Source organism: Gracilibacillus salitolerans (genome assembly GCF_009650095.1).
Lineage (GTDB): Bacteria > Bacillota > Bacilli > Bacillales > Amphibacillaceae > Gracilibacillus > Gracilibacillus salitolerans.
Genome location: NZ_CP045915.1, coordinates 3,186,977 through 3,212,000, shown reverse-complemented (window position 1 = coordinate 3,212,000; position 25,024 = coordinate 3,186,977). Strand labels below are relative to the sequence as shown.

The 25,024-nt window shown below is 36.0% G+C and carries 21 protein-coding genes and 1 other annotated feature; of the genes, 13 read left to right on the top strand and 8 right to left on the bottom strand.

The genetic code is table 11. From position 1 onward, the window contains the following. Positions 1-612: 612 nt before the first annotated feature. The 7 genes from GI584_RS15445 (at position 613) to ytxJ (ending at position 7,336) form a co-directional block, all read left to right on the top strand. On the top strand, positions 613-1,416 hold the full coding sequence (locus tag GI584_RS15445) for a DUF1444 domain-containing protein (RefSeq protein ID WP_153791763.1): 804 nt from the start codon (positions 613-615) through the stop codon (positions 1,414-1,416). 17 nt (positions 1,417-1,433) lie between these two features. Further along, a complete protein-coding gene (gene ytpR / locus GI584_RS15440; protein WP_153791762.1) occupies positions 1,434-2,033 on the top strand; it encodes a YtpR family tRNA-binding protein in 600 nt (199 codons plus the stop codon). A gap of 151 nt (positions 2,034-2,184) precedes the next feature. Continuing rightward, positions 2,185-4,260, top strand: a complete 2,076-nt coding sequence (locus GI584_RS15435; protein ID WP_153791761.1) for a DNA translocase FtsK — start codon at positions 2,185-2,187, stop codon at positions 4,258-4,260. A 255-nt stretch (positions 4,261-4,515) separates the two neighbouring features. Continuing rightward, positions 4,516-5,811 (top strand): UDP-N-acetylmuramate--L-alanine ligase, encoded by a 1,296-nt coding sequence (murC, locus tag GI584_RS15430; RefSeq protein WP_153791760.1) that lies wholly within the window; start codon positions 4,516-4,518, stop codon positions 5,809-5,811. A gap of 220 nt (positions 5,812-6,031) precedes the next feature. Further along, positions 6,032-6,439, top strand: coding sequence for a DUF948 domain-containing protein (locus GI584_RS15425; RefSeq protein ID WP_100359881.1), 408 nt, complete (start codon positions 6,032-6,034; stop codon positions 6,437-6,439). Between the two features lie 22 nt (positions 6,440-6,461). After that, positions 6,462-6,896, top strand: a complete 435-nt coding sequence (locus GI584_RS15420) for a YtxH domain-containing protein (RefSeq protein WP_153791759.1) — start codon at positions 6,462-6,464, stop codon at positions 6,894-6,896. Positions 6,897-7,012: 116 nt separating this feature from the next. Continuing rightward, positions 7,013-7,336 carry a bacillithiol system redox-active protein YtxJ gene (gene ytxJ / locus GI584_RS15415; protein ID WP_153791758.1) on the top strand — a complete coding sequence of 108 codons (324 nt, stop codon included), beginning with the start codon at positions 7,013-7,015 and terminating at the stop codon, positions 7,334-7,336. Between the two features lie 16 nt (positions 7,337-7,352). On the opposite strand, the gene pilM is transcribed toward ytxJ, so the two are convergent. Beyond that, on the bottom strand, positions 7,353-9,491 hold the full coding sequence (gene pilM / locus GI584_RS15410) for a cell division protein FtsA (RefSeq protein ID WP_153791757.1): 2,139 nt from the start codon (positions 9,489-9,491) through the stop codon (positions 7,353-7,355). A gap of 160 nt (positions 9,492-9,651) precedes the next feature. Between pilM and GI584_RS15405 the strand changes: the two genes are divergently transcribed. From GI584_RS15405 to motS, 4 genes are all read left to right on the top strand, one after another. After that, the gene (locus GI584_RS15405) at positions 9,652-10,716 is read left to right on the top strand and encodes a bifunctional 3-deoxy-7-phosphoheptulonate synthase/chorismate mutase (RefSeq protein ID WP_100359885.1); all 1,065 of its coding nucleotides are present in this window, start codon (positions 9,652-9,654) and stop codon (positions 10,714-10,716) included. Positions 10,717-11,082: 366 nt separating this feature from the next. After that, entirely contained in the window at positions 11,083-12,078 is a 996-nt protein-coding gene (ccpA, locus tag GI584_RS15400; RefSeq protein WP_100359886.1) for a catabolite control protein A, read from the top strand. Between the two features lie 86 nt (positions 12,079-12,164). Then, positions 12,165-12,989 (top strand): flagellar motor protein MotP, encoded by an 825-nt coding sequence (gene motP / locus GI584_RS15395; protein WP_100359887.1) that lies wholly within the window; start codon positions 12,165-12,167, stop codon positions 12,987-12,989. Then, positions 12,979-13,782 (top strand): flagellar motor protein MotS, encoded by an 804-nt coding sequence (gene motS, locus GI584_RS15390; RefSeq protein WP_100359888.1) that lies wholly within the window; start codon positions 12,979-12,981, stop codon positions 13,780-13,782. The genes motP and motS overlap by 11 nt, the downstream gene beginning before the upstream one ends. A gap of 412 nt (positions 13,783-14,194) precedes the next feature. Here motS and GI584_RS15385 read toward each other — a convergent pair whose 3' ends face one another. The 4 genes from GI584_RS15385 to GI584_RS15370 form a co-directional block, all read right to left on the bottom strand. Further along, positions 14,195-15,364, bottom strand: a complete 1,170-nt coding sequence (locus GI584_RS15385) for an acetoin utilization protein AcuC (RefSeq protein WP_153791756.1) — start codon at positions 15,362-15,364, stop codon at positions 14,195-14,197. Further along, entirely contained in the window at positions 15,354-16,004 is a 651-nt protein-coding gene (locus GI584_RS15380; RefSeq protein ID WP_153791755.1) for a CBS and ACT domain-containing protein, read from the bottom strand. Before GI584_RS15380 ends, GI584_RS15385 begins: the two co-directional genes overlap by 11 nt. A gap of 11 nt (positions 16,005-16,015) precedes the next feature. Then, positions 16,016-16,636, bottom strand: coding sequence for a GNAT family N-acetyltransferase (locus tag GI584_RS15375; RefSeq protein ID WP_153791754.1), 621 nt, complete (start codon positions 16,634-16,636; stop codon positions 16,016-16,018). A gap of 277 nt (positions 16,637-16,913) precedes the next feature. Next, positions 16,914-19,907, bottom strand: a complete 2,994-nt coding sequence (locus tag GI584_RS15370) for a transglycosylase domain-containing protein (RefSeq protein WP_153791753.1) — start codon at positions 19,905-19,907, stop codon at positions 16,914-16,916. A 129-nt stretch (positions 19,908-20,036) separates the two neighbouring features. After that, positions 20,037-20,245 (top strand) — a binding site (T-box leader). Between the two features lie 70 nt (positions 20,246-20,315). On the opposite strand from GI584_RS15370, the gene tyrS reads away from it, so the two are divergent. Then, positions 20,316-21,587, top strand: a complete 1,272-nt coding sequence (gene tyrS / locus GI584_RS15365) for a tyrosine--tRNA ligase (protein WP_100359893.1) — start codon at positions 20,316-20,318, stop codon at positions 21,585-21,587. A gap of 134 nt (positions 21,588-21,721) precedes the next feature. On the opposite strand, the gene cydS is transcribed toward tyrS, so the two are convergent. The 3 genes from cydS to GI584_RS15355 all read right to left on the bottom strand — a co-directional run bounded on the left by cydS (position 21,722) and on the right by GI584_RS15355 (position 24,257). Then, complete coding sequence (cydS, locus tag GI584_RS24410; protein ID WP_407647366.1) at positions 21,722-21,820, bottom strand: cytochrome bd oxidase small subunit CydS family protein; 99 nt, start codon at positions 21,818-21,820, stop codon at positions 21,722-21,724. 77 nt (positions 21,821-21,897) lie between these two features. Further along, a complete protein-coding gene (locus GI584_RS15360; RefSeq protein WP_153791752.1) occupies positions 21,898-22,914 on the bottom strand; it encodes a cytochrome d ubiquinol oxidase subunit II in 1,017 nt (338 codons plus the stop codon). A gap of 5 nt (positions 22,915-22,919) precedes the next feature. After that, positions 22,920-24,257: a cytochrome ubiquinol oxidase subunit I gene (locus GI584_RS15355; protein WP_153791751.1), complete on the bottom strand. Its 1,338-nt coding sequence runs from the start codon at positions 24,255-24,257 to the stop codon at positions 22,920-22,922. Between the two features lie 249 nt (positions 24,258-24,506). Here GI584_RS15355 and GI584_RS15350 point away from each other — a divergent pair, with 249 nt between their 5' ends. Next, a complete protein-coding gene (locus tag GI584_RS15350) occupies positions 24,507-24,962 on the top strand; it encodes an SRPBCC family protein (RefSeq protein ID WP_100359896.1) in 456 nt (151 codons plus the stop codon). Positions 24,963-25,024: the final 62 nt, after the last annotated feature.

The window sequence follows — 25,024 nt, the reverse complement described above, 5'->3', positions numbered from 1 at the left end:
AAGATAGCTTGTGCAAGCCAACCGCTACGGCTGACCGTTTCGCTTTCCAAGGGGCATGCTCTTCAGCTAACTTTTGCAGGAAGAGTACTCTTCCTGCAAAAGTGGATCTTCAGATCATGCTAATCCCTTAGGAGTCGAAACGGTCGGCCTTCGCTATACCTGTTTCTACAACGGATAACAGAAAAAGAATATTGGTTTTATAACCATTATTAGCGATTTCTCATGCCATACCTTGCACTTTCACAGGGATAATAACCCAAGTTGCCAGGTCTGACAAATGTTGTAGCGCATGCATAAAGCGAAGGCCGCCCACTTCAACTCCTGTGGGAATCGTTTGACCTGAAGATCCACTTTTTCGAGCGATTTTTGCTCGAAAAAGTTAGCTGAAGGACAAACCCCAAGGAAAGGGAAGTGGGCAGCCGGAGTGGTGGTCATACGGTCTATATATGTCATAATGGCTACTAAAGTTATCGCTGATCAACTTAGCATTTAGTGATAAGGACTGGGCGTTTTGCCCGGTTTTTCTTCATCCCAGATTGGTTATTTTCCATTTCCATTAAAAAGTGTTACAATACCCTGTAGTGTTTTCTTCCGAAAAGGAGGATGAAGATAATGAAAATGACTTCAATTAAAATGAAAAGAAAACTAGACGAATTATTTGAAAATGATGATTGGCGTGTCTCATTTAATCGAGATAAAGACGTTTATCGTGTAGAATGGAAGGACAACAAACAGGGTGTTTCGATAAATATTCCTAATGTGATTGCAAAATATGAACGAAGAGGAGACGTAGCACTGGAGGAATTACAATTCCATGTGAGTGAGTCTTTAAAAATGATGCATGAAGAACATCAATTAGAAGGACAGGAAAAGCAAATCTATCCTGTTATACGTGCGACATCTTTTCCGAAGAAAACAAAGGCAGGTACACCTTTAGTCTATTCTGAGCATACGGCAGAGACGAATATCTATTATGCGTTAGATTTAGGGACGACTTACCAACTTATCGATGAAAAGATGTTGGAAGAACAAGGCTGGTCATTTGAAAGATTAAAGGAGATATCTTTGTTTAATATTCGTTCTTTATCTGTTTCACCAAAAAAAGATACAGTTGCAGACAATGATTTCTATTTCATAGCGACACAAGACGGATATGATGCCAGTCGTATATTAAATGAGGCCTTCTTAGAAGAAATGAAAGCAAATGCACTAGGTGAAGTAGTTGTAGCTGTCCCTCATCAAGACGTATTGATTGTAGCAGATATCAAAAATGAAACAGGGTATGATATCATTGCACAGATGACGATGAAGTTTTTTGCTGAAGGACGAGTGCCGATTACATCACTACCGTTCATATATGAAGATAAGCATTTAGAACCAGTATTCATCTTAGCTAAAAATAAACCAAAAGAATAAGAGAGGATTAAGAAGAGATGTTTGTTTACTATAATCAAAAAGGTGTTGGAGATGTACTACTTTTTCCCGTTAAAAATAGTGAAAAAGTAACATTTGAATCATTTGGAGATGTTGTGAGGATTATCGATGAAAAAACAAATGAGGTTGTAGGATACAATGTTTTCCGTGCATCTAACTACTTCACTGATTTGTCAGACGGAAAAATTAAAGTAACAGAAGAACTTTTTGCAGAAATGAAAAAAGCCTTTGAACAAAATAACCTGAAAGAACCATTAGATTTAGATTTATCGCCTAAATTTGTTGTAGGTTATGTAAGTGAGATCCAACCACATGAGAATGCGGACAAATTACGCGTCTGTCAGGTTGATGTCGGCAATGATCAATTACAAATTGTCTGTGGTGCACCAAATGTAGACCAGGGACAGAAAGTTGTCGTTGCAAAAGTAGGTGCAATTATGCCAAGCGGGTTGGAAATTAAACCGACGAAACTAAGAGATGTAGACTCTTATGGAATGATTTGTTCACAGAAAGAATTAGGTCTGCCAAACGCACCAAAAGAAAAAGGAATTTATGTTTTACCAGCTGATAAAGAAGTAGGTACTGAGTTTCAATTTTAGAACCTTTGTCTTCGGACAAGGGTTCTTTACACGTTCAAACGTAATTTTTCAAAAAATATAGCTATTACAAGGAGCCTTTTCATGATAAAATAGGGAAAGAGTTCTCGATTGTAAAATCGTACATAAATTAGGAAGAGAGCGTGAACGTACGATGTGGAAAAATATTAAAAAAAGATGGGAACACTTATTTGAAGAGAACGAGTCAGAATTAACGAATGAAAAAAAACCGTTACAACATAAATCGATAGAAACGAAAATGGCATATAGATATCCGAAAAGTAATCAAACCGACATGGTTATTAAAAGAAAAACCGTACATAAAGAAAATCGTTCAACAAGTAAGCAACACCAGGAGGAAGAACAAAGGGAACATCAAAGTAAACAAGAGCCTTTTAGAGCACAGGAAGTGCCATCACCAGTACATGGCTTTCGAAACCGTTCTAAGCTGGTAATAGAAGAAGAGGAGTCATTGGATAACTCCGTGGAAGCGACAGTGGAAAATCAAGATGAAAATTCAGCAGATGAAGTGATGGAGGATGAACAGATCGCAGAAAATGAATCACCTTCAATTACACCTGTCTCTCCACCTATTACGGAAGAGAAACCAACGTATGAAAAAGAAAATAAACCTGGTAAAACAGTAGAAATATCAAAAGTAATGGAAACCAGGAAGAAAGATAAAGGCGATCGAAAAGCTAACGTAAAGCCATTGAATGTGATGATGACACCACGGGATAAATGGAAACATTATAAACAAGGGAAAAATCCAACGCAACATAAGCGTGAAAATCGTCTCTCGACTTCAGATCATGTTCACATACAAAAATCCGTGCCTCTCCACTTGCTCAATGATGTAGAACAAACCGAGCAAAGTCATGATGGTTGGATAAATGAACAAGCAGAAAAGTTACAAACAACTTTACGTTACTTTAATATAAAAGCAAAGGTCGTTGATAAGACACAGGGCCCGTCTGTGACTCGTTTTGAAATTCAACCAGAACCAGGTGTGAAAGTGAGTAAAATTAAGAATTTAAGTGATGATATCAAGTTAAATTTAGCGGCAAAAGATATTCGGATTGAAGCACCGATTCCGGGGAAAAACACTATTGGAATTGAAGTACCTAACTTGAACCCGGAGCCTGTTTTTCTGCAAAAGATGTTAGAAAGTAACACTTTTCAAGACAGTCCATCACCACTTACCGTTGGCCTTGGTTCCGATATTGAAGGTCATTCTGTAGTGACAGATTTAAAGAAAATGCCACATGGGCTTATTGCTGGTGCAACTGGCTCTGGAAAAAGTGTTTGTATCAATACGATTTTAATTAGTTTGTTATATAAAGCGAACCACGAAGAAGTGAAGTTTCTTTTAATTGATCCCAAAATGGTCGAATTAACGCCTTATAATGATATTCCGCATTTGGTAGCACCTGTCATTACCGACGTAAAGGCGGCCACCTCTTCTTTAAAATGGGCTGTTCAGGAAATGGAGGACAGGTATCAGAAGTTTGTTGAAGAAGGAGCGCGGGATATTAATCGCTTTAATGAGAAAATGAAACAACAAAATCGTTCGGAAGATCATATGCCATACATTGTCATTGTCATTGATGAGTTGGCAGACTTAATGATGACCTCTCCGCAAGATGTAGAGGATGCAATTTGTCGAATTGCACAAAAAGCAAGAGCATGCGGTATTCACTTGTTAATAGCTACACAGAGACCATCTGTAGACGTTATAACAGGATTAATAAAAGCTAATATACCTACTAGAGTTGCCTTTAGTGTATCGTCTCAAGTTGATTCCAGAACTATCTTAGATACAAATGGAGCAGAAAAATTACTAGGAAAAGGCGATATGCTGTTTGTCGAGAATGGATCTGGTGAAACAAAGAGGATACAAGGTGCCTTTGTATCTGATGATGAAATAGAGCGTATTACTAATTATGTCAAGCAGATAGCCAGTCCGAACTATTTATTTGAGCAAGAGCAACTGATACAGCAAGTTTCTTCCAGTGAAGAGACTGATGAACTTTATCATCAAGCGGTTGAATTTGTTCTAGATTATAATGGGGCTAGTGCTTCCTTACTACAACGTAGATTTAAGGTAGGGTATAATCGAGCAGCAAGGTTAATCGATATGATGGAGGATAATGGTATCATTTCTGGACAGAATGGAAGTAAACAACGAGAGATTCTAGTATCTCGTCATGATGTCATTAACGAAAATTAATTTTAAAAATGTGAGTTCACCATCATTTTTCAGAAAGTTTATGAAACGGATCAAAATGAGGGGATGAACATTCAACATGGATTGAGTATATAATGGCATAAACACCATACAGATTAATAAATTTGCTTACAAGACTTGACACAAACCAAGATTTATAAGAAGATAATTTCTTGTGTATATAAATTCTAAAAATGATTAGAAAAACAATCATGATGAGACGAGTTAATTTATCATTGATTTTGGAGGTTCTTTTTTATGAAAACTTACCATTTTATTGGTATTAAAGGGACAGGAATGAGTGCCTTAGCACAAATCCTGGCAGACTCTGGTGAACAAGTACAGGGTTCTGACATTGAAAAATATATATTTACACAAGATGTTTTAGAAGATAAAAACATATCAATATTACCTTTCTCTGAAGATAATATTAAAGAAGGTTTAACGATCATTGCTGGAAATGCATTTAAAGAAGATCATGAGGAAATCAAAAAAGCAAAAGAACTAGGTCTTCCATTCTATCGATATCACGAGTTTTTAGGTGAATGGATTAATCGATATACAAGTATTGCAGTTACTGGTGCGCATGGAAAAACATCTACGACTGGATTACTTGCTCATGTCTTGGATAAATCTTGTCCAATCTCCTATTTAATTGGTGACGGTACCGGAAAAGGATCAGAAGACAGTGAATATTATGTATTTGAAGCATGTGAATACCGCCGTCATTTCTTAGCCTATAAGCCAGATTATGCCATAATGACAAATATTGATTTTGACCACCCTGACTATTTTAAAGATATTGAGGATGTATTTGAATCTTTTCAACAAATGGCTGATAATGTCAAGAAGGGTATTGTTGCTTGCGGTGATGATGAATATTTGCAGGCAATCCAAGCAAAAGTACCTGTTCTTTATTATGGCTTAAATGATAGTAATGATTTTTGTGCTAAAAATATTCAGGTTGATGAAAATGGTACGACATTTGATGTGTTTGTTCGTAATAACTATTATGATACATTTCAAATTAACGCATATGGAAACCACAATATATTAAATGCATTAGCTGTTATAACCATTTGTCATTATGAGGATTTTACTGCGTCTCAAATTAAAGAGATTGTGTCATTCAAAGGCGTAAAAAGAAGATTTTCGGAAAAACAAATCGATAATCAAGTTTTAATTGATGACTATGCTCATCATCCGAAAGAAGTAGAGGCTACGATAGAAGCAGCTCGAAAGAAATATCCTAAAAAGGAAATTGTTGCGATATTTCAGCCTCATACGTATTCAAGAACGAAAACCTTTATGAATGAATTCAGTGAAGCTTTATCACAAGCGGATGCTGTATACTTATGTGATATTTTCGGATCTGCAAGAGAATCTCAAGCAAACTTATCGATTAATGATTTGAAACAATTAATCAATCATAGTGAATTACTGGAATTAGATAATATTCGTCTTTTAGAAAATCACCAAAACAGTGTATTAGTCTTTATGGGTGCAGGGGATATTCAGAAATACCAAGAAGCATATGAAAAAAGCCTAAAATAAGAAGGATCCGACCGTTTTTTGTGTAAAAAAGAAGGGGGCACTCCTTCTTTTTTTATATTCATTCATTGGACATAATATAAGTGTTTATACTTGACTTTTTAATGAATTCTTTTTTCTTATTACGTGCAATTTAATATTAACTTGTTTAGAATAGCTAATAAAGGGTATACCATAATTATTAGGTTAATTAGTAATACATAAAGAAGGAGTGAAGGCTCGGATGGAAATTCTCTTATACCTTGCCGCAATCATTGCAGCAGTTGCTTTTGCCATTTTAGTTATTTACTTAGTAAAAGTTTTGAAAGAAACAAGACGTACTATGTCACATGTGGCAGACACACTGGAAGGTTTAGAAAAACAAATGGAGGGTATTACAGTAGAGACAACGGCTTTGTTAAATAAAACTAACAAATTAGCTGAAGATATCAATGAAAAAACAACAAAACTAAATACATTAGTAGATGGTGTGAAAAATATTGGGGATAGTGTGAAGGATTTTACTCAATCCATTCGTAATGTATCACAATCTGTAAATCGTATTGCAGATGAAAACAAAGAAACAACTGCAGAAGCAATTAAGTGGAGTACAGTAGTAATGGAATTGTTTAAAAAAAATAAAAATAAATAAAATTATATTGGAGGAATGAGAAATGACGAATCAAAACCAATATCAGAATGAAGAAAACCAAAACATTAACAGCAAGGACTTTTTAATAGGCTCATTAATTGGTGGAATTGTCGGGGCATCATTGGCATTAATTTTTGCTCCAAAATCAGGAAAAGAATTACGAGGTGATCTGAACCAGGGAGCTCACTATGTAAAAGATCGCGCAAATGAATGGAAAGATGTTGCTTATGAGAAGAGCGGTGAATGGAGAGACTATGCAAAAGAACAGTCTCAACAACTAGGTAACACTGTATCTGAGAAGTCACAAGACCTGACCAGTAAATTGAAAGAAACGAAAGCAACGATTCAAGAAAAAATAGCTAAAGATGAAGATCCTGAAAAAGCTGCAGAAGAAGTAGCACAAGCTATTGAAGAAGCAGCACAGGCTGTAGAGGATGAAAACAATACAAATGTATAATATACTATAAGGCTGGCTTATAGAGTAGTCTACCAAGATATAAACCCGTTTCTATGTCATCAATGAAACGGGTTTAACATTGGAAAAAATTTTAAAATCGGTAAGGAAGTGTTCAAATGGAAATAAAAAATATCGAATCGATTGAGGATTTTCAGCAAATCATGGAGGAAAATAATGAATTTGTTTTACTGAAGAATAGTTTAACCTGTCCGATCAGTACAGCTGCCAATCACGAATATGAAAGTTTTAGTGAGAACTCCAATATTCCACTTTTTCGGTTAAATGTACAGCATGCAAGGGAACTGTCTAACTACATAGAAGATATGTATCAGATAAAGCATGAATCGCCACAAGTGATAAGAGTAGTGGATGGAAAACCAGCATGGGATACGAGTCACTCCAATATTACAGAAAGTAACTTAGAAAATAATTGTCTATAAAAGAGAGTCGCCTTGTTTAAATTAGGCGACTCTCTAAATTTATTTCAATAGTATCATTAGGTTGCAACTCTTCAAAGAATGTTGCAGGTTGTCCGTTTCTTTTTAATTCTACTCTGCCCTTGGCTTGAGATAAGTCAAGTGAAATGAAACGAAAGATATCCTGAAAAATAAAAGGGTCTGCTCTTTGTTCAATGATTTGCAGTTTATCTTGATCCTCTATTAAATTTTCAAATGATAGTATTTCTCCACGGCGATAGACTTTAACTAGCTCATTTGAAAGTGTTAGACGCTTTTTATTGTAGGTAATAGTCATCTCATTCTGGTAACGAATTTCTAGTTTATCCAGTAGTTCTTTTAAAGTAGGGATATCCGCTGCATATGTTTCTAGTTTATCACCATTTTTAAGAAGATTATCTACTTTAGCTGGTTTTCCATTTTGCAGCAATGTTTTACTATAATCTGTTAATACTTTTTGATTATCATCAATCCAGATCGTATAAGGTGTGTTCACTTGTTCAGAAATATGATAATGATGTAAGAAGTCTTTTAAAGTAATTTTCTGGTTGTATTCAATTTTATCACCATCTTTTAATAGATAGCTAGTTTTAACATTTTTATTGTTTACAAGAATCTTTGGTTCCATTTGATAAGCTTTTTGATTGTAATAGACTGTAATAGCTGAAGTTTCCCCAATAAATTCTTCGAGACTCATTTCTGCGTCTGCGCCATCCTGTCCTTTTTCAATAATTAACACATCTCCATTATGAACGATATCATCAACGTTTGATTCGTTATCATTTAATAAAATTTTTGGAGAGGTTCCGAATGCCCCTGGTAAAGTGACTGGTTTACCATTGTATTCAACCATTGCTGCCATTCCTGGTTTTCCGTATAGTTTCTTGATGTTAATTCCTGCCGCAAGCAGACAATCTGCAACTGTTAAGTCTTTCATTTCAAATAAACGAATCACTTGTTCATTAACCGTAACACTTATATAATGTACGGGATTTTGTTTGGCTGCAATGGCAATGCCGATCGGAGTGATAAATTCAGGACCAATTGGTAAATCTTCATCTTTTGATAACAATTGGATCGCATCAACTCCTCTAATCGCTACTCGGTTAGTCGGGAGTTTTAGTTTGATCGCAAGCCTTTTGGCTAATTCAGGCGTTTGACTGCCACCACCAACTAACATAACGGCTTTAGGCGCCTTACCATTCAAACCAATTATTTCTTCTGAAATCGAGCTGGCGAGTGTGTCTACTGCAGGTGAAATATGTTCGATTAATTCTTCATAACTAACTTCTTGTTCAAAACCAAGAATATCAGAAACTGCTGCTGTTTTATGTATAGTGATCTCCTTTTTGAAATTTTCAGCCTCATTAAAATCTAATAAATAGTGATCACTAATTGCTTCCGTTATTTCATCTCCTGCTCTTGGAACCATACCGTAAGCAGTGACTGTTCCTTCCGATGTAAGTGCGATATCACTTGTGCCTGCACCAATATCTACTAATGCAACGTTCAACCGTCTCATAGAAGGGGGAATCAACACATGAATTGCCGCAATTGGCTCTAACGTTAAGGCTTCTAACTGCAATTCCGAACGGTTTAGGGCTGATAATAACGACTCTACCACCACTTTTGGTAGAAATGTTGCGATAATTTCCACTTCCGCTATTTCACCTTGCTGGTCAATTAATGAACCAATTTCTTCCCCATCTAACGAATAATGAATCACAGAGTAACCAACACAATAATAATGGTGACTGGCATCTTCATCTCCTGTTGCCAGTTGATATTGCGCCTTTTGCACTGCTTCTAATTCTAAGAAAAGAATATCTTCTACGTTCATTAATGGTTGTTTTGCAATTTCTTTTGTAGTTTGAACCCGTTTTGTTTTTAAAGCACGTCCAGCAGCAGCTACACATACTTTTTGTAATACTGTATTATGTTTTTCTTCTAAATGGATTTTTACTTGCTGTATCACTTTTGCTACAGAGACTATATCATGTATTTGGCCATCTAACATGGAGCGTTCATCATGTTCTACCATATGATAGTCAATCAAATGATATTGATCATTTTGCTTTTCCATTAACAGACCTACGACTGACCTAGTACCGATATCTAGTGCGAACATTTGCTCATTCATAACTGCTTTTTCCTTCCTATTGTGAAAAAATTATAAATATTCTATAAAATATTTCTTCTAACTGGTGACAAGTCGCCATATTTTAGCTATAATTATCCGTAATTCTATAAAAAGTATAACATTTTTTCAGGAATTTAAAATAGGAGTAGGGGGATTTATAATGAGTAATGAACAATTGGATCAGCTTCGTGAAAAGCTTGACCAAGTTAACTTAGAGATCTTAGAGTTAATTAATAAACGTGCCGAATTGGTGAAAGAAACTGGTCAGGTAAAAGAAAAACAAGGTGCTAATCGTAGTTATGATCCAGTTCGTGAACGCGATATGTTAAATTTAATTACAAAACATAATAATGGTCCATTTGAAAATTCTACGATTGTTCACTTATTCAAAGAAATTTTCAAGGCTGGACTTGAATTACAAGAAGATGACCATAGTAAAGCATTGCTAGTATCTCGTAAGAAAAAACCTGAAGATACTGTAATTGATATAAATGGGGACAAGTTTGGTGATGGTAATCAACACTTTATTTTTGGTCCATGTGCAGTGGAAAGCTATGAGCAAGTTTCTGAAGTTGCTTCTGCTATTAAAAAAGAAGGCCTGAAATTAATTCGTGGTGGTGCTTTTAAACCAAGAACGTCGCCATATGATTTCCAAGGTTTAGGTTTTGAAGGTCTTGAAATTTTGAAAAAGGTCTCAGATGAGCATGGATTAGCGGTTGTTAGTGAAATTGTAAATCCTGCACACATTGAAGAAGCAGTTAATTATATTGATGTGATTCAAATTGGTGCGCGAAATATGCAAAACTTTGAACTATTAAAAGCTGCTGGAGAAACGAATAAACCAGTTCTTTTAAAACGTGGTATGTCTGCTACAATCTCTGATTTTATCAATGCTGCAGAATATATTAATTCGAAAGGGAATGGTCAGATTATTCTGTGTGAACGTGGTATTCGAACATACGAAAAAGCCACACGTAACACGTTAGATATAACAGCTGTTCCGATTTTAAAACAAGAAACACACTTACCGGTTATGGTAGACGTAACGCACTCGACTGGTAGAAGAGATTTATTATTACCTGCTGCCAAAGCAGCGTTAGCAATCGGCGCAGATGGTGTCATGGCAGAAGTGCACCCAGATCCAGCAGTAGCACTATCTGACGCAGCACAACAAATGGACATCCCAACATTCCATAACTTTATGAATGAGTTATTAAGCAAATAACCAAAAAACTCCTGTTTTTAACAGGAGTTTTTTATTTTATTTTCAGATAGTATAATTACGAATGCGGTCTTTGTTAGAGTAGATGTTGCACTAGTGCTTTTATGTGTAAGATACATAATCAAGTGAAGTTTCATGGTTGTTTATGGGCTATTTGGTATCTTAAAAAGGATTTTAAGCAGATTTCATGTGCAAAAATGAAAAATTTTCATAAAATGATTGTTTTGATGTTAATTTTTGTGCAAAATTTGTTATAATATGAATGATATACATATATAATGTAGATATCGTTTATTTTTTGCAGAAATACTCTTTGTAGCGTATGATGAGAGAAATATACCGTTAATTAGAAAATTGGAGGTTATAATAATGAATATAACAATTTATGACGTAGCAAGAGAAGCTAACGTCTCCATGGCTACAGTGTCACGTGTTGTGAACGGAAACCCGAACGTGAAGCCAGCAACAAGAAAGAAAGTACTAAATACAATTGAAAGGCTAGGCTACCGTCCAAATGCAGTTGCACGAGGTCTGGCAAGTAAAAAAACAACGACAGTAGGGGTTATTATCCCAGATATTTCAAGCATTTTCTTTTCAGAATTAGCAAGAGGTATCGATGATATTGCTACTATGTATAAATATAATATTATTTTGAGTAACTCTGACCAAAATAAAGATAAAGAGTTACGATTGATTAATACCATGTTTGAAAAACAAGTAGATGGCTTAGTCTATATGGGTGCTACTATTAGTGAAGAGCATGTACAACAATTAAAAACCTCACCTGTACCTGTAGCTTTAGCTGCTACCATTGATTCGAGCGAAACAATTCCATCAGTTAATATCGATTATGAACAAGCGGCATATGAAGCAACTTCTCTTCTCATTGAAAATGGAACGAAACATCCCATTTATGTAAGTGGAGAAGAAGAATCTGCTGTCAATGAAAAGAAATATGCAGGTTATGTAAAAGCAATCAAAGAATCAAATAAAGAAGTAAATGAAGAATACATTATAGCGGCAGACTTTTCTTATGAATCAGGGATTGAGGCTGCTAACCAAATCATCAACATTAAAGATTATCCAAAAGCGATTTTCGTTGCAACGGACGAAATGGCATTAGGTGTAATACATGGTCTACAAGATAATGGAATCAATGTACCAGAGGACGTTGAAGTAGTTGGTTTTGATAATACAAGATTAGCAACCATGGTACGACCAACACTGTCAACAGTTGTACAACCTATGTATGACATTGGTGCCGTTGCGATGCGTTTATTGACTAAATTTATGAACAAAGAAAATGTAGAAGAACAAAATGTTGTATTGCCACACCAAATTGTTAAAAGAAACTCAACAAAATAAAATAAATGCCGATAATAATGCTAGGGTGGTTTCATTACACTCTGGCATTATTAATTTTTAGAGCTTTTTACTGGGGAGAGAATACTATGAACAAAAGAGATTTGTTGACTCCAATCGGTATTACCGTTGGTTTTATAATGATTATGTTTGGGATTGTTAGTAGTGGTGGTATGGGAGGATTTGTTGGTTTTGTACAAGGATCCTCAGTCTTAATCGTACTCGGTGGGCTATTAGCGGCACTACTAGTTAATTTTAATATTGAACAAATTAAAACGACAAAGCACGTTATACAGGAAGTATTTAAGCGAAATGAACATGATTTAGCTGAACTCATCGAATTATTTGAGCGATTATCTGAACGAGCTAGACGGGAAGGTCTATTAGCTCTTGAGAACGAATTAGAAGAAGTTAATGACCCATATATTAGAAAAGGTGTATTGTTAGCCATTGACGGAATTGAACCTGAAGTAATTAATGATATTATGAATGCAGAAATTGATGCAATGGAAGATCGTCATTACCGTGGCCGCTTAATAATTGAAAAAGCTGGCGAATATGCTCCTTCCTGGGGAATGATCGGTACTTTAATAGGTTTAATCCTCATGTTGCAGAATTTGGAGGATCCAACTACTCTTGGACCCAGTATGGCAGTGGCATTACTGACAACTTTTTATGGATCAGTATTAGCAAACTTAGTATTTACACCGATGGCTGGTAAATTAGAAACGAAAACAAATGAAGAAGTATTTATGAAACAAGTTATTATAGAAGGTGTAATTGGTGTGCAATCTGGACAAAACCCTAGAATTTTAAAAGAGAAACTAAGCGCATTTTTATCGAATAAAGAGAAGAATAAGAAAGTAGAAACGGAAGAGGAGAATTTGACGGAGGAATCCTTTAATGAAGCGTAGGAACAAACGTCCAGAGAAAAAAGGCGCACCAAAATGGATGGTTACATATTCGGATATGGTTACTTTAATTTTAGTATTTTTTGTTTTATTATTTTCCATGTCACAAATTGATGCAGAAAAGTTTAGAGCGATTGCGGACGCATTTAGAAGTGAAACCATATTTGAAGCCATGCCATCTATTATTGAAGAACAATTTCCCACCGAAAATGTAGAAGTACTAAAAGAAGAAGAAAATGATGATAAATCGGAAGATACCACTCCTGGTGAAGCTCAAGAAGGACAAGAACAGCCTGAACCGGAACTGAATACAGTGGAAGGTACACCAGATCAAGATGAGTTGGATGAGTTGTTAGCAGAAGTAGAGGCCTATTTAAATGAAAATGATTTAAATCAAGTTATTTCGGCTACGCGAACCGATCAAGGTATTGTATTGGTTTTACAGGAAAGTGTTCTATTCCAATCAGGGGAGGCAGAAGTTCTTGAACCAGCTAAGCCTTTTTTAAATAAAGTTAGTACATTACTGACGAATATTCCAAATGAAGTAAGGGTCGAGGGACATACAGATAATCGTCCCATTTCAAGCTATCGATATCCTTCTAATTGGGAGTTATCAGGTGCTCGAGCAAGCAGTGTTATTCGATTTCTCATAGATTCAAATGATTTTAATGAATCTCGATTTATTGCAGCTGGATTTGGAGATACAAGGCCAGTAGCATCAAATGATAATGCTGAAGGATGGAGCGCCAATCGAAGAGTAGAAATAGTAATACTTGATTCTACCGAAGAATCTTAAGGATGACGACAGGGTCATCCTTTTTAAAAGACAAGAAAGTATAAAATTTGCGCGGATGTCTAGCTCCAAGCGCCCAAAAACTAGGCGACTTCACGAATCGCCCTACGATAAGTCATCATCGGTTCGCAAGCTCACCGTGATTCCTTTATCTCAGTTGATTCGCTCCAGTCGCTACGTTCCTAAACGGGCGCTCTACGCTTTTCTTAATTTGTGCAAAAAACATGGATAAATTATGGAAGTGCTAAAAATTATGTAATGGTATAAACAACAAATCCAAGTAACATTCCAATAGTTTTGTTGTATAAACGAAGATAAACAACAAATCTAGCGCCGATAAACCAAGATTTGTTGATATTATCGAATCTACAATTTTTATCATTAAACAAGTCTCCTACAGCATGTGTATACCTACTCAATCATACTTTCTACCTTTCTTGTTATTTATGAATTTCAGTACTTGTTGATACATCCGTCGGTTATTTTCTTCGATCTCTTTACGTCTAGGAATTTCCCGATAATCTTGTAAACTATCGTGCCATGTATTAGACAAAAGGACTGGGGAATCTTTCTGCCATTTATCTAGCCAACTTTGTGGTATCCTTCCTTGAAATGTTTCGTTTGTATTCATTACCTGCCATAATTGTGACCAAGCTCTTGGTACAACTCTCCAAATATCATAGCCACCCCCGCCTAACGCCACCCATTTCCCATGGCAAAATTGATGGGCGAGTTGATGGATGATTTTAGGTATTTCTTCAAACAGGTGCAGAGTACCATGTAAGTGGGTAAGCGGATCTAGATAATGGGAATCGACTCCATGTTGACTGACAATAATATCTGGTTGAAAGTACTCGGCAATTTTTTCAATAGATGAATGAAATACCTCGAGAAATGAATCATCTTCTGTAAAAGCATCCAATGGAAAGTTAAAAGAATAACCAAACCCTTCTTTTATACCGCGTTCACTTGTTTTCCCTGTCCCAGGATATAAATATCGACCAGTTTCATGAAACGATACCGTACAGACATTCGGATCATCATAGAAGCAGTGCTGTACTCCATCCCCGTGATGTGCGTCTGTATCGATATATAAAACTTTTACATCATCTCGTTTTCTTAAATGTTGAATAGCAATAGCTATATCATTAAAGATACAGAATCCGGATGCACGGTTTGGAAATCCATGATGAAGTCCACCACCAAGATTTAGTGCATGGGTTACATTACCTGCCATTACTTGTTCACATGCTTCTACTGATCCGCTTACTGAAATAAGTGATGCATCGAACATTCCTGGAAAACTAGGCGTATCATGTGTTCCTATCCCATAACTTTCATAGGAAGCAGGATGATTTATACTCGCCTTCTTTACAGTCTGAATATAGTCCTTGTCATGAATAGAATATAAGATCCCTTCATCTAGTTGTGCCGGTTGAACGATTTGTTCTTTTGTTAATCCCTTGCTTATTTCTAATAACTCTTTCGTTAACAGTAGCCTTTTTTGATTAAAAGGGTGTTCTTCATGGAAGGAATAATCCAGGAAATCATCGGTGTAAATAAAAGCGGTGTTCTCAGATTTCATCTTGGTCCTCCCTGTATGGGTAGAGTATTTGATATTCAGATTGCTGAAAATCTTTAACAACCGGCATGGGATTCATTGTTTGGATACGAAAAACAAGCACTTTATAATCTGGATTAGTATTATCCGGATAGATGTAAACGGATACAATTTTAATATATCTTTTAGTGAAGTATTGACACACATCTGATAAAACGCCTATTCGATCCGGAACTTTAATTTCAAGCTGTGTGCTAGGTGAATGAGTACCAGTTAATTGTATAAAAGCATACAACATATCTTTTTCTGTAATCATTCCTACTAGCTGATGGTTTTTAACTACAGGTAAGCATGCAAATTCTTTTTGATAGAAAATAGTAGCGACTTCTTCAAAGAATTCATATGGATGAGTAGTAATAACAGGCGTAGTCATTATAGCGTGAATGGGTCTCGATAATACTTGTTTGTTTATTTCATCATCTAAGATCGACGGGCTGGCATCACGTACGTCACGGTCCGAAACAATGCCTACGACATGCATATCTTGATTGATAACAGGTATATGACGGATACTGTGCTTTTGTAATAGTTGTAAGGCGTCTGAAACTGATGCATCGGGTGATAAGGTAACTACTTCAGTTTTCATAATATCTTGTACTAACATTTGCCCACTCCTTAAGTAAGAAATCTTAGTTTTTTAAATTTTTCTTGGTCTTCTTTGGAGACATTTTTTCCAATTCGAACCATTAAACAATTGGCAGGATGAGCCATTATCTCGGGTTCATTTGTAGGTGCAGGATACAGACTACCTGCTTTCATCATTTTTTCCATGATTTTTCGATAGTCCCACACACTTAATTCTGAATAATTTAAATCCCAATGCCAATAGTACTCGGTAGAAATAATAATATAATTTTCCATATTTTCATCTATCATAGAAGTTTCAATTAAACGTGAACCTAGCTTATTACCTCGATATTGTGGTGCTATTTCAATAGCTCCCAATTCTAACATATTATCTTTGGGATATTTCGACCACCTTTCAATTGGATCAGGGTGGAGATATGTTACATAGCCAATAATTTCTTGATTTACTGTTGCTATCAAGATTCTGCCTTCTGGTAAATCAGCTATTTCCTTCAATGCTTCTAGTTGCTCATATGGAGGCCGAAAAGCAGTTAATGCCTCGTGCATGGTTAATCGTGAAAGTTTTTCAGACGATACAGGTCCTTCAATAAGAATGTTTGTGGTATCAGAGTCGATTTTTAAGGACTGGTATTGTTTATTGTGTTTCACAAGTTCTATCACCCCTAGTCAATCCATTTATACCATTATAACGTAGAATGATTTTAGTGAACAGTTAGAAAAGCGCAAAGTTACCACATAGATATAAAGCGATTCATCGGTGGTTCGATCCAGGGCGCCTAAGCCACCGACTTTCGCTCTATTTATCTATCGCTAGTCTTCTTTGATGAAGATTTACAAATTGCTGGGACCACGTGTGGACATCTCTGCTTTTTTAATTCTAAAGAAAAGAACTCTTATCCATTCTAGGATAAGAGTTCTTTGGTACTTAATTATTGTCACTATCTTCTGACTCTGGTTCAGACTCTGAATCGGGTTCAGTCTCAGCATCGTCATCGGAATTTTCATTATTGTTATTATTATTTCCGTCAGAGTTATCATTGTTACTATTAGAGTCATTGTTATCAGAATTGTTGTTATTTTGCTTCTTTTTAGGTTTTTCTTCATCTTTTTTATCTTCTTCATCTTCTTCTGGTTCAGAGAAATCTCCTTTTTCAACTACGTTACTTGGTTTAGATTCTTGTCCAAAGTAATCTACCGCTCTAACATGGTAAACAGCATCGCTTCCTGGAATAGTAAACGATGTGTTGGTGGTAGAGCCAATTCGTTGGAAATTCTCATCATCAGGATTGCTTGCTCGATAAATACGATAACCTACTACATCAGAACTGTTTGATTTCTTCCAATTCAGTTTCTGATTATTTAATTTTAAGGAAGTAGGCGCATTTGGTTCTTTATCATTATTTTTGACCTCGTTATCATCACTTGGATATTTAATTTTTTCCCAAGCGCCGGATTTACCTGCAGTAAGTTGCTTAATATTTGCCAACTTATTATAGCCCATATCCTCTAACCATTCAGGATTAAAGCTGACACCATCACCATCTGAAAATTCATCCGGCGTATTTTCACCAGCAAGTACTACGTCACCATCAATAGTTGCATAATTTTCTTTAATGAGACTATAATCTTGCTTTGTTGGTACATAATCAGCATTATAAATATCTGTTTGAACTAATCCAAGTTCACTGCATTCATCTGATGGTAATAGACCTGAGACAGCACAATATGATCTCGAAACAATACCACCAGGACTCTCGAATTTTTGAGAAGGTGCCATTAAGTCAGGGCGGATTTCAGTTGCCGCATTGACTAGTTTTGCCCAGAATGCATTATTACGGGTACTATAACCGTCTTTATCCAATTGTTGTTTATAGTCATAGCCCATCCAACTACTTAGGGTTACATTCGGATTTGTGGCAACAAACCATGTATCTCGATAATCACTAGTTGTACCTGTTTTTCCTGCCCAATCCACATTTTTATTCGCTAAATTGGCTCTTGCAGCAGTACCTGTACCTGCACCATTAGTGAGTACATCCCGCATCATGTCAATCATCAAATAACTTGTTTGTGGACTAAATACTTCAACAGGTTCGGATTCATGTTGATAAATAACTTCACCATCTTTGGTTTCGATTTTGTCAATCATATACCCATCTACAAACTCACCTAAGTTTCCAAATGTTGCATAAGCATTCGTATTCTCTTCTACAGTTAAATCAAGAGTACCTAATACAGTTGCAGTATAGCTACTTTGTTCTTCCGTTATATCATTTAAGCCCATTTTCCATAAGAAGTTTCTCGCAAGCTCTGGACCTTTGATTTTGTTAAAAACAGTAACAGCCGTAGCGTTATGTGATCGATATAATGCTTCTCTGACTGATGTTAATCCATAATAGCGTAGAGAATAGTTACTTGGTGTATAACCTCCAAAGTCTTTCTCCACATCGGCAATGACTGAACCTGGCTGTACGACACCTAATTCCATTGCTGGTCCATATCCAGCGAGAGGTTTCATCGTACTACCAGTTTGCCGTTTTACATTTGTTGCATGGTTTTGTTCAGATATTTCAAAATCACGTCCACCGACAAAACTTAATATTTTTCCTGTACTATTTTCAATCAGTACACTTCCAACCTGAACAGGTTGTTCGCCTAATTGGACCATTTCACCAGTATCCGGATCTTCAATCATAATAGCTTGTTTAGTGTTTTCATTTCTGGCTAGTTTATCTCTTCCATAATTATCATATTCACGGGCAATTTTTTGAAAAACATCGTATATTTCTTTATCAATGGTAGAATGTATTTTATAACCATTACTCCCTATTTCACGATTTGCCCTGATTGTATATTCTTCTTTTAAAATCGAACTGGATTCTATATCTTCTTTAGAATACCCATCTTGTTCAGCTAGAACGTCAACTAAAATATCAACAGCTCTATCTTGTAATTCACGCATTAAATAAGGATATTTTTCCAGAACGGAATCTTCTGGCTCTTTAAAGTCAGCTACAATATCATATTCTAACGCTTCTTGATATTCCTCTTCACTAATGTATCCAGCTTCTAACATTCTGCTTAAAACAGATTTCATACGATTTAACCCAGGCTCCAGATCTTTCTCATCTTTTAAACCACCACCGTTTAAGAACGGGGTATAATAAGATGGACTTTGGGGAAGACCAGCAATGAAAGCAGCTTGTGGAAGTTTTAAATCTTCTGCATTTGTATCGAATATCCCTTCGGCTGCTGTTTGGATACCTGCTATATTTTGGCCAGAAGAGTTTCTGCCAAAAGGTACAATGTTCAAATAAGCTTCTAATATGTCATCTTTTTCAAAAAATCGTTCTAATCGCATAGCTAAAAGCATTTCTTTTGCTTTTCGCTCAAAAGATACTTCGTTTGTTAAAATTTGATTTTTAATAATTTGTTGTGTTAATGTACTTCCACCGGTCTTAGTTGAGGAATTCGTTACCTCTTGAAAAACCGCACGGAAAATCGCTTTCGGTACGATACCATTATGTGTTTCAAAATACTCATCTTCTGTGGCAATAACAGCATTCTTTACATCTTCACTTACATTTTCTAAGGAAGTTTCATCTCGTAATAAATCAGAACTAACGTCTGATAGAAACTCATTATCAGCGAAATATAATTCAGATGTTTCCTCATAGTTATAAATAGCACTTGCCATTTGTTCTTCCGTTTGAATTTCTTCGTTATCAACTAATGATGCAAAGTAACCTGCACCAAGACCACCAAGGAAAAAACCTCCGATAATACCAATCGTTATAAAGAATAAAACAATATTCCAAATGATATGATAGCTGATCCTTGTAGATTTTTGAATGATTTTTTTATTCCAAATTTCTTTCATAGGCTCCCATATATTATGAAAAAAATCTTTTGTATTCATTTAGATTACCTCCTAAATATTCCACTACATATTATAGCACAGCCGTCAAACAGTTTTTATAGAAATTAATAAAAAATATATTGCATTTTTATTATGAATATGCTAATAATGATATAACAATTAAACATCCATAAAACAATGATGGTTTGAAGTAATGGAAGATTCACTTTTTTAGAGAGCTGGCGGTTGGTGAAAGCTAGTAAAAAATCTTACCATGAATTACGTTCCGGAGTTTCTTCATGTAGAATGAAGACGGTGTGGTCTCATCGTTATATCCTTAAGTGGCAGTTCATGTGAATTGCAACAAGGGTGGTACCGCGAAGCATCTCGTCCCTTATTATGAGGGGGGAGTTTTTTTATGGATTTTTTTCTTTTAACGAATGAAAATAAATAAGGAGTGTTGTTAAAATGCATATTTTAGATGAACTTTCAAAAAGAGACCTGATTCAACAGACAACAGATGACGATGGATTAAGAAAACATTTAGATAACAATCTTGTCACCCTTTACTGTGGTTTTGATCCAACAGCTGACAGCTTACATATTGGACATCTGTTACCGGTTTTAATGTTGAAAAGATTCCAAAAAGCTGGTCATCGTCCGATTGCTTTAATTGGTGGGGGAACAGGATTAATTGGTGATCCGAGTGGCCGTTCTACAGAAAGATCTCTAAATAGTCCAGAAGTAGTAAAAGGCTTCAGTGAAAAAATCAAAGAACAACTGGCAAGTATCTTAAATTTTGATCAAGGGGAAAACAGTGCGGTAGCTCGAAATAATCATGAATGGTTATCGACGATGACGTTTATTGAATTTTTGCGTGATATTGGTAAACACTTCAGTATCAACTATATGCTGGCTAAAGATTCTGTAGAATCCAGACTCGAAAATGGTATTACCTTTACAGAATTCAGTTACATGATGCTACAATCGTTCGACTTTCTCAATTTGTACGAAAAAGAAAATTGTACACTTCAAATTGGTGGTAGTGATCAATGGGGAAACATCACTGCTGGTATGGAGTTAATCCGTCGTAAACGATTTGAAAATGAGGAAGAAGAAGCAGAAGTATACGGTTTAACCGTACCTTTGATTACAAAGAGCGATGGAACCAAATTCGGTAAAACTGCTGGTGGTGCAGTATGGCTTAATCCGGAGAAAACAACACCATATGAATTTTACCAATTCTGGATTAATACGGATGACCGTGATGTAATCCGTTTTATTAAATACTTTACGTTTATTGATTTTGATGAAATAGCAGCTTTAGAGAAAGAGTTAGAAGAAGCTCCGGAAAAACGTATCCCGCATAAACGCTTGGCAGAAGAAATGACCAAACTTGTTCATGGCGAAGAAGCGTTAACGCAAGCACAGAAAATCACAGAAGCTTTATTCAGCGGTGATTTAACAAGCTTGAATGCTGCAGAAATAGAGCAAGGATTTAAAGATGTTCCTTCTGTCACCCTCGAAAATAAAGAAATTGGTCTAATTGATTTATTAGTGGAAGCTAATATCTCCTCTTCCAAGCGTCAAGCACGAGAAGATATTAAGAATGGTGCCATTTACATTAATGGCATAAGAAATCAGGAATTAACACATCAATTAACAGATCAAGACCGTATTGAGGATAAATTTACGATCATTAGAAGAGGAAAGAAAAAATACTTCTTAATTCGATTTTAAATGATATAGGAAAAAACCAGGCTTGGGAAAAATATCAAGCCTGGTTTTTTAAAGTATGGTACACAAAATACATACCCTCGAAGTAACTCTCATATGGATTTGCTTTCTTTCATTCTTTTGGAGTGCTAAGTATGTTATTTTATTCTCGTATCTTTTGAGATAAACCAGAACGTGAAGATAATACTGATGATAATGATAATAAATGGTGCATAAAAGTATAGAAATTCATTCATATTTTTCCCTCCTACTAAACATCCGTAAGTATCCCACTTCCAGACTGAGAAAAGCTAATAAGGCAAGGTTGGAAGTTTCACTTTATCTTCCCTTCCACATAATCTTTATTAAATAGAAAAAGACGTAATAATAACCATAAAGAAGGGAGCAATAAGCAGAGACCTGCAATAAAAGCAATAATTAAAGCAAGAGCCATTCCTTCGCTAGTAAAACCTTCTTCTATCGTCAAGTAAGGATACAACAGGTAAGGATAATGGGAAAGTCCATAAGCATAGAAAGCAATAAAAAATTGTCCAGTCAGTAAGAAAAAAGCAAGACCGTAAGATTTTTTCCGCCAAATCAAATACACTGTGGAGATAAACAATATTCCTGAGAGAGCAAACATCCACCATAAATCGAGCATTCTGTGATAATGAACCGGATTATGTGTCCGCAATTCCACAATTATACCAGTAGCGGTAATAATAGCTGGCCCAGCCCATATTAAAGCATATCTCCGCAATAGGGCAGTTGCTGCTAGATCTTTAGCCTTATTGGCATACCAGGTTAGAAAAACAGCAGAAATATAAAGTATGGAGGTTAAACTTAAGATCACGATACTCCATGTTAAAGGGCTTGAAAACAGGGATGCATATTGCAAAGTAAGTTCATTATTGCCTTCTTTGATAAATCCACCTTCAGAGATTGTCAATACGATCGAGAGCGATGCCGGAATTAATAAGCCGGAAAAACCATATAAGTAAGTCCACAAATTACTCTTTAATTTACCGTAAGTAGTGAAAGCATAATAAGATCCTCGAATCGCTAATAAGATGAGAGACAAACTTGCAGGTACTAATAATACGGTTCCATAATAATAAGCTGTACTAGGAAAGAATCCTACAATCCCAACAAAGAAAAAGACGAGAAAGACATTGGTGACCTCCCAGACTGGTGAAAGATAACGTTGTACAATGTTACTAATGATATGATGCTTATTGGTTAAGACGCTATATGCATGAAAGAATCCTGCTCCAAAATCGATTGAAGCAACAATTATATATCCATATAGAAATAGCCAGAGCACAACAATGCCAATGATTTCATAGGACACATAGCTCACCTTCCAATTCTTTGATGATCTACTATTTCTTGCTCTACTGGATTGTTTTTAAACATTCGGGTTAATACAATAACACTTGCTAATCCGAGTACTATATATAATCCAATAAAGAGTAAAAGCATTAAATCAACATGATTACTAGTCGTGGCGGCATTTTCTGTGCGTAAAATGCCACGTAATACCCATGGCTGTCTGCCGACCTCAGCTAACCACCATCCCGCTTCAATAGCAAGCATCGATAATGGTCCTGTACTTACTATTAGCCATAGAAAGAATCTGCTTCTAATAAATGTTCTATTCAAGGCATTACCAACAATGTAAAATAGTGCGATTATCATTGTAATCATGCCGATAATCACCATAATATTAAACAAATAATGGATATAGAGCGGAGGGATTTCATCCTCAGCGAACTGGTCCAAGCCTATTACTTCTGCATTCGGATTTCCGTGGGCAAGTATACTTAATGCGTAAGGAACTTCTATGGAAAATGTAATCTCTTCACCATTGGTTAAAAATCCCAGCAATGTTAGGGATGCCTGTTCTTCTGTTTCAAAGTGCCATTCCATTGCTGCCAGCTTTTCAGGCTGGTATTCTGCGAGATATTTACCAGCAAAATCTCCGATAATAGCAGACGCAATCGAGAAAACTAGTCCAACTTTCAGCGTCAGTAAAAGGGCCTTTTTATGATAGATATGATTAGAGCCTCTTAGCAGACGGAAGGCGCCAATCGCTGCTAATACAAATGCTGAAGTCATATATGCCGTTGCTACAACATGAGCAACTTTTGTCGGCATGGCAGGGTTAAACATGGCAACGAGTGGTTCGACATTAATGAATTCCCCATTCATTAATTCAAATCCTTGCGGTGCATTCATAAAAGCATTTACCATCGTAATAAAAATTGCAGAAAAAGACGCTCCTATTGCTACAGGGAGTAACAGTAACATGTGCTTGCGCTGATCACGAAATCTGTCCCATGTATATAGATAAATACCAAGAAAAATAGCCTCGAAGAAGAAGGCGAACGTTTCCATAAATAACGGAAGAGCTATTACATTTCCTGCTAACTCCATAAAGGTAGGCCATAATAGGTTAAGCTGTAATCCAATCGCCGTTCCAGTAACGACTCCAACAGCAACGGTGATGATGAAACCTCTTGTCCATCTTCTGGCTAATAAAATGTAGTGCTCATCTTGTTTCTTTATTCCGAGCCACTGTGTTAGAAATATCAGAAAAGGAATCCCCACACCAATCGTTGCATATATAATATGGAATGAAAGTGTTAATTCGGTTAATAGTCGGCTGTAAAAGACAGCTTGTTCACTTTCCATAGTTACTCCCTCTCATCCTGAAAGAATACGTCCGAGTAATGATAAACCGATCACAAAGGCAACAAAAAAAGCTACAATAATTAACAAGTGCTCCTGTTTTTTATACATGGTGGGATCCTCCGATTAGCGATAAGCTATTGGTAGTGTATAACTTGATACGGAAGAATATACCTTTTTTACATAAACTAAATACAAAAATGTGAATGATTGTTCATCGTTCAACATATGAAATGATAAGGAGGGATTTAAATGCCGAATGGTACACACTTTGTCCAATTAGATTTGCCAATCGAAAAAGTCTGGGAATTTGTCAGCGATATGAACAGATGGGCACCTTTAGCCCCGGGGTATATCAATCACCAGATTATTAATGAGCGTCAATCAACATGGCATTTCAAAGGTGACGTAGGCAAGATGCAAAAAAAGATAGGATTAAAAGTAAAAATAAAAGAATGGGTGGCACCAACGAGCATCAGTTTTGAATTAAAGGGAATAAGCGAAAATTTAGAAGGAAGCGGCTATTTTCAAGCGGAGAAAATTACTGCTGAAAGAACGAATGTCACCGGATGTTTATCTATATCCGCTGGTGGCATGATGGGGCCAATGATTAATAGTGTGTTAAAATCTGTAGTACCAAAGACAACGATAGAATTTACAGAGTCTGTTGCAAGCAGGTTGATGAAAGAAGAAGCCGTTTCAAAGTAGCTACATATCCCTTGTCCAATCTTTGGATAAGGGATTTATTTGTTTTTTTAGAGAAAGTGTAT

What these genes read in the sequence shown, in the direction of transcription:
- GI584_RS15420 (WP_153791759.1), top strand. Translation starts at nt 6,462, where the DNA reads ATGACGAATCAAAACCAATATCAGAATGAAGAAAACCAAAACATTAAC.
- ytpR (WP_153791762.1), top strand. Translation starts at nt 1,434, where the DNA reads ATGTTTGTTTACTATAATCAAAAAGGTGTTGGAGATGTACTACTTTTT.
- pilM (WP_153791757.1), bottom strand. Translation starts at nt 9,491, where the DNA reads ATGAATGAGCAAATGTTCGCACTAGATATCGGTACTAGGTCAGTCGTA.
- ytxJ (WP_153791758.1), top strand. Translation starts at nt 7,013, where the DNA reads ATGGAAATAAAAAATATCGAATCGATTGAGGATTTTCAGCAAATCATG.
- GI584_RS15445 (WP_153791763.1), top strand. Translation starts at nt 613, where the DNA reads ATGAAAATGACTTCAATTAAAATGAAAAGAAAACTAGACGAATTATTT.
- GI584_RS15380 (WP_153791755.1), bottom strand. Translation starts at nt 16,004, where the DNA reads ATGTTAGTACAAGATATTATGAAAACTGAAGTAGTTACCTTATCACCC.
- GI584_RS15385 (WP_153791756.1), bottom strand. Translation starts at nt 15,364, where the DNA reads ATGAAATCTGAGAACACCGCTTTTATTTACACCGATGATTTCCTGGAT.
- motS (WP_100359888.1), top strand. Translation starts at nt 12,979, where the DNA reads ATGAAGCGTAGGAACAAACGTCCAGAGAAAAAAGGCGCACCAAAATGG.
- tyrS (WP_100359893.1), top strand. Translation starts at nt 20,316, where the DNA reads ATGCATATTTTAGATGAACTTTCAAAAAGAGACCTGATTCAACAGACA.
- murC (WP_153791760.1), top strand. Translation starts at nt 4,516, where the DNA reads ATGAAAACTTACCATTTTATTGGTATTAAAGGGACAGGAATGAGTGCC.
- GI584_RS15355 (WP_153791751.1), bottom strand. Translation starts at nt 24,257, where the DNA reads ATGGAAAGTGAACAAGCTGTCTTTTACAGCCGACTATTAACCGAATTA.
- ccpA (WP_100359886.1), top strand. Translation starts at nt 11,083, where the DNA reads ATGAATATAACAATTTATGACGTAGCAAGAGAAGCTAACGTCTCCATG.
- GI584_RS15350 (WP_100359896.1), top strand. Translation starts at nt 24,507, where the DNA reads ATGCCGAATGGTACACACTTTGTCCAATTAGATTTGCCAATCGAAAAA.
- GI584_RS15435 (WP_153791761.1), top strand. Translation starts at nt 2,185, where the DNA reads ATGTGGAAAAATATTAAAAAAAGATGGGAACACTTATTTGAAGAGAAC.
- GI584_RS15425 (WP_100359881.1), top strand. Translation starts at nt 6,032, where the DNA reads ATGGAAATTCTCTTATACCTTGCCGCAATCATTGCAGCAGTTGCTTTT.
- motP (WP_100359887.1), top strand. Translation starts at nt 12,165, where the DNA reads ATGAACAAAAGAGATTTGTTGACTCCAATCGGTATTACCGTTGGTTTT.
- cydS (WP_407647366.1), bottom strand. Translation starts at nt 21,820, where the DNA reads ATGAATGAATTTCTATACTTTTATGCACCATTTATTATCATTATCATC.
- GI584_RS15405 (WP_100359885.1), top strand. Translation starts at nt 9,652, where the DNA reads ATGAGTAATGAACAATTGGATCAGCTTCGTGAAAAGCTTGACCAAGTT.
- GI584_RS15370 (WP_153791753.1), bottom strand. Translation starts at nt 19,907, where the DNA reads ATGAATACAAAAGATTTTTTTCATAATATATGGGAGCCTATGAAAGAA.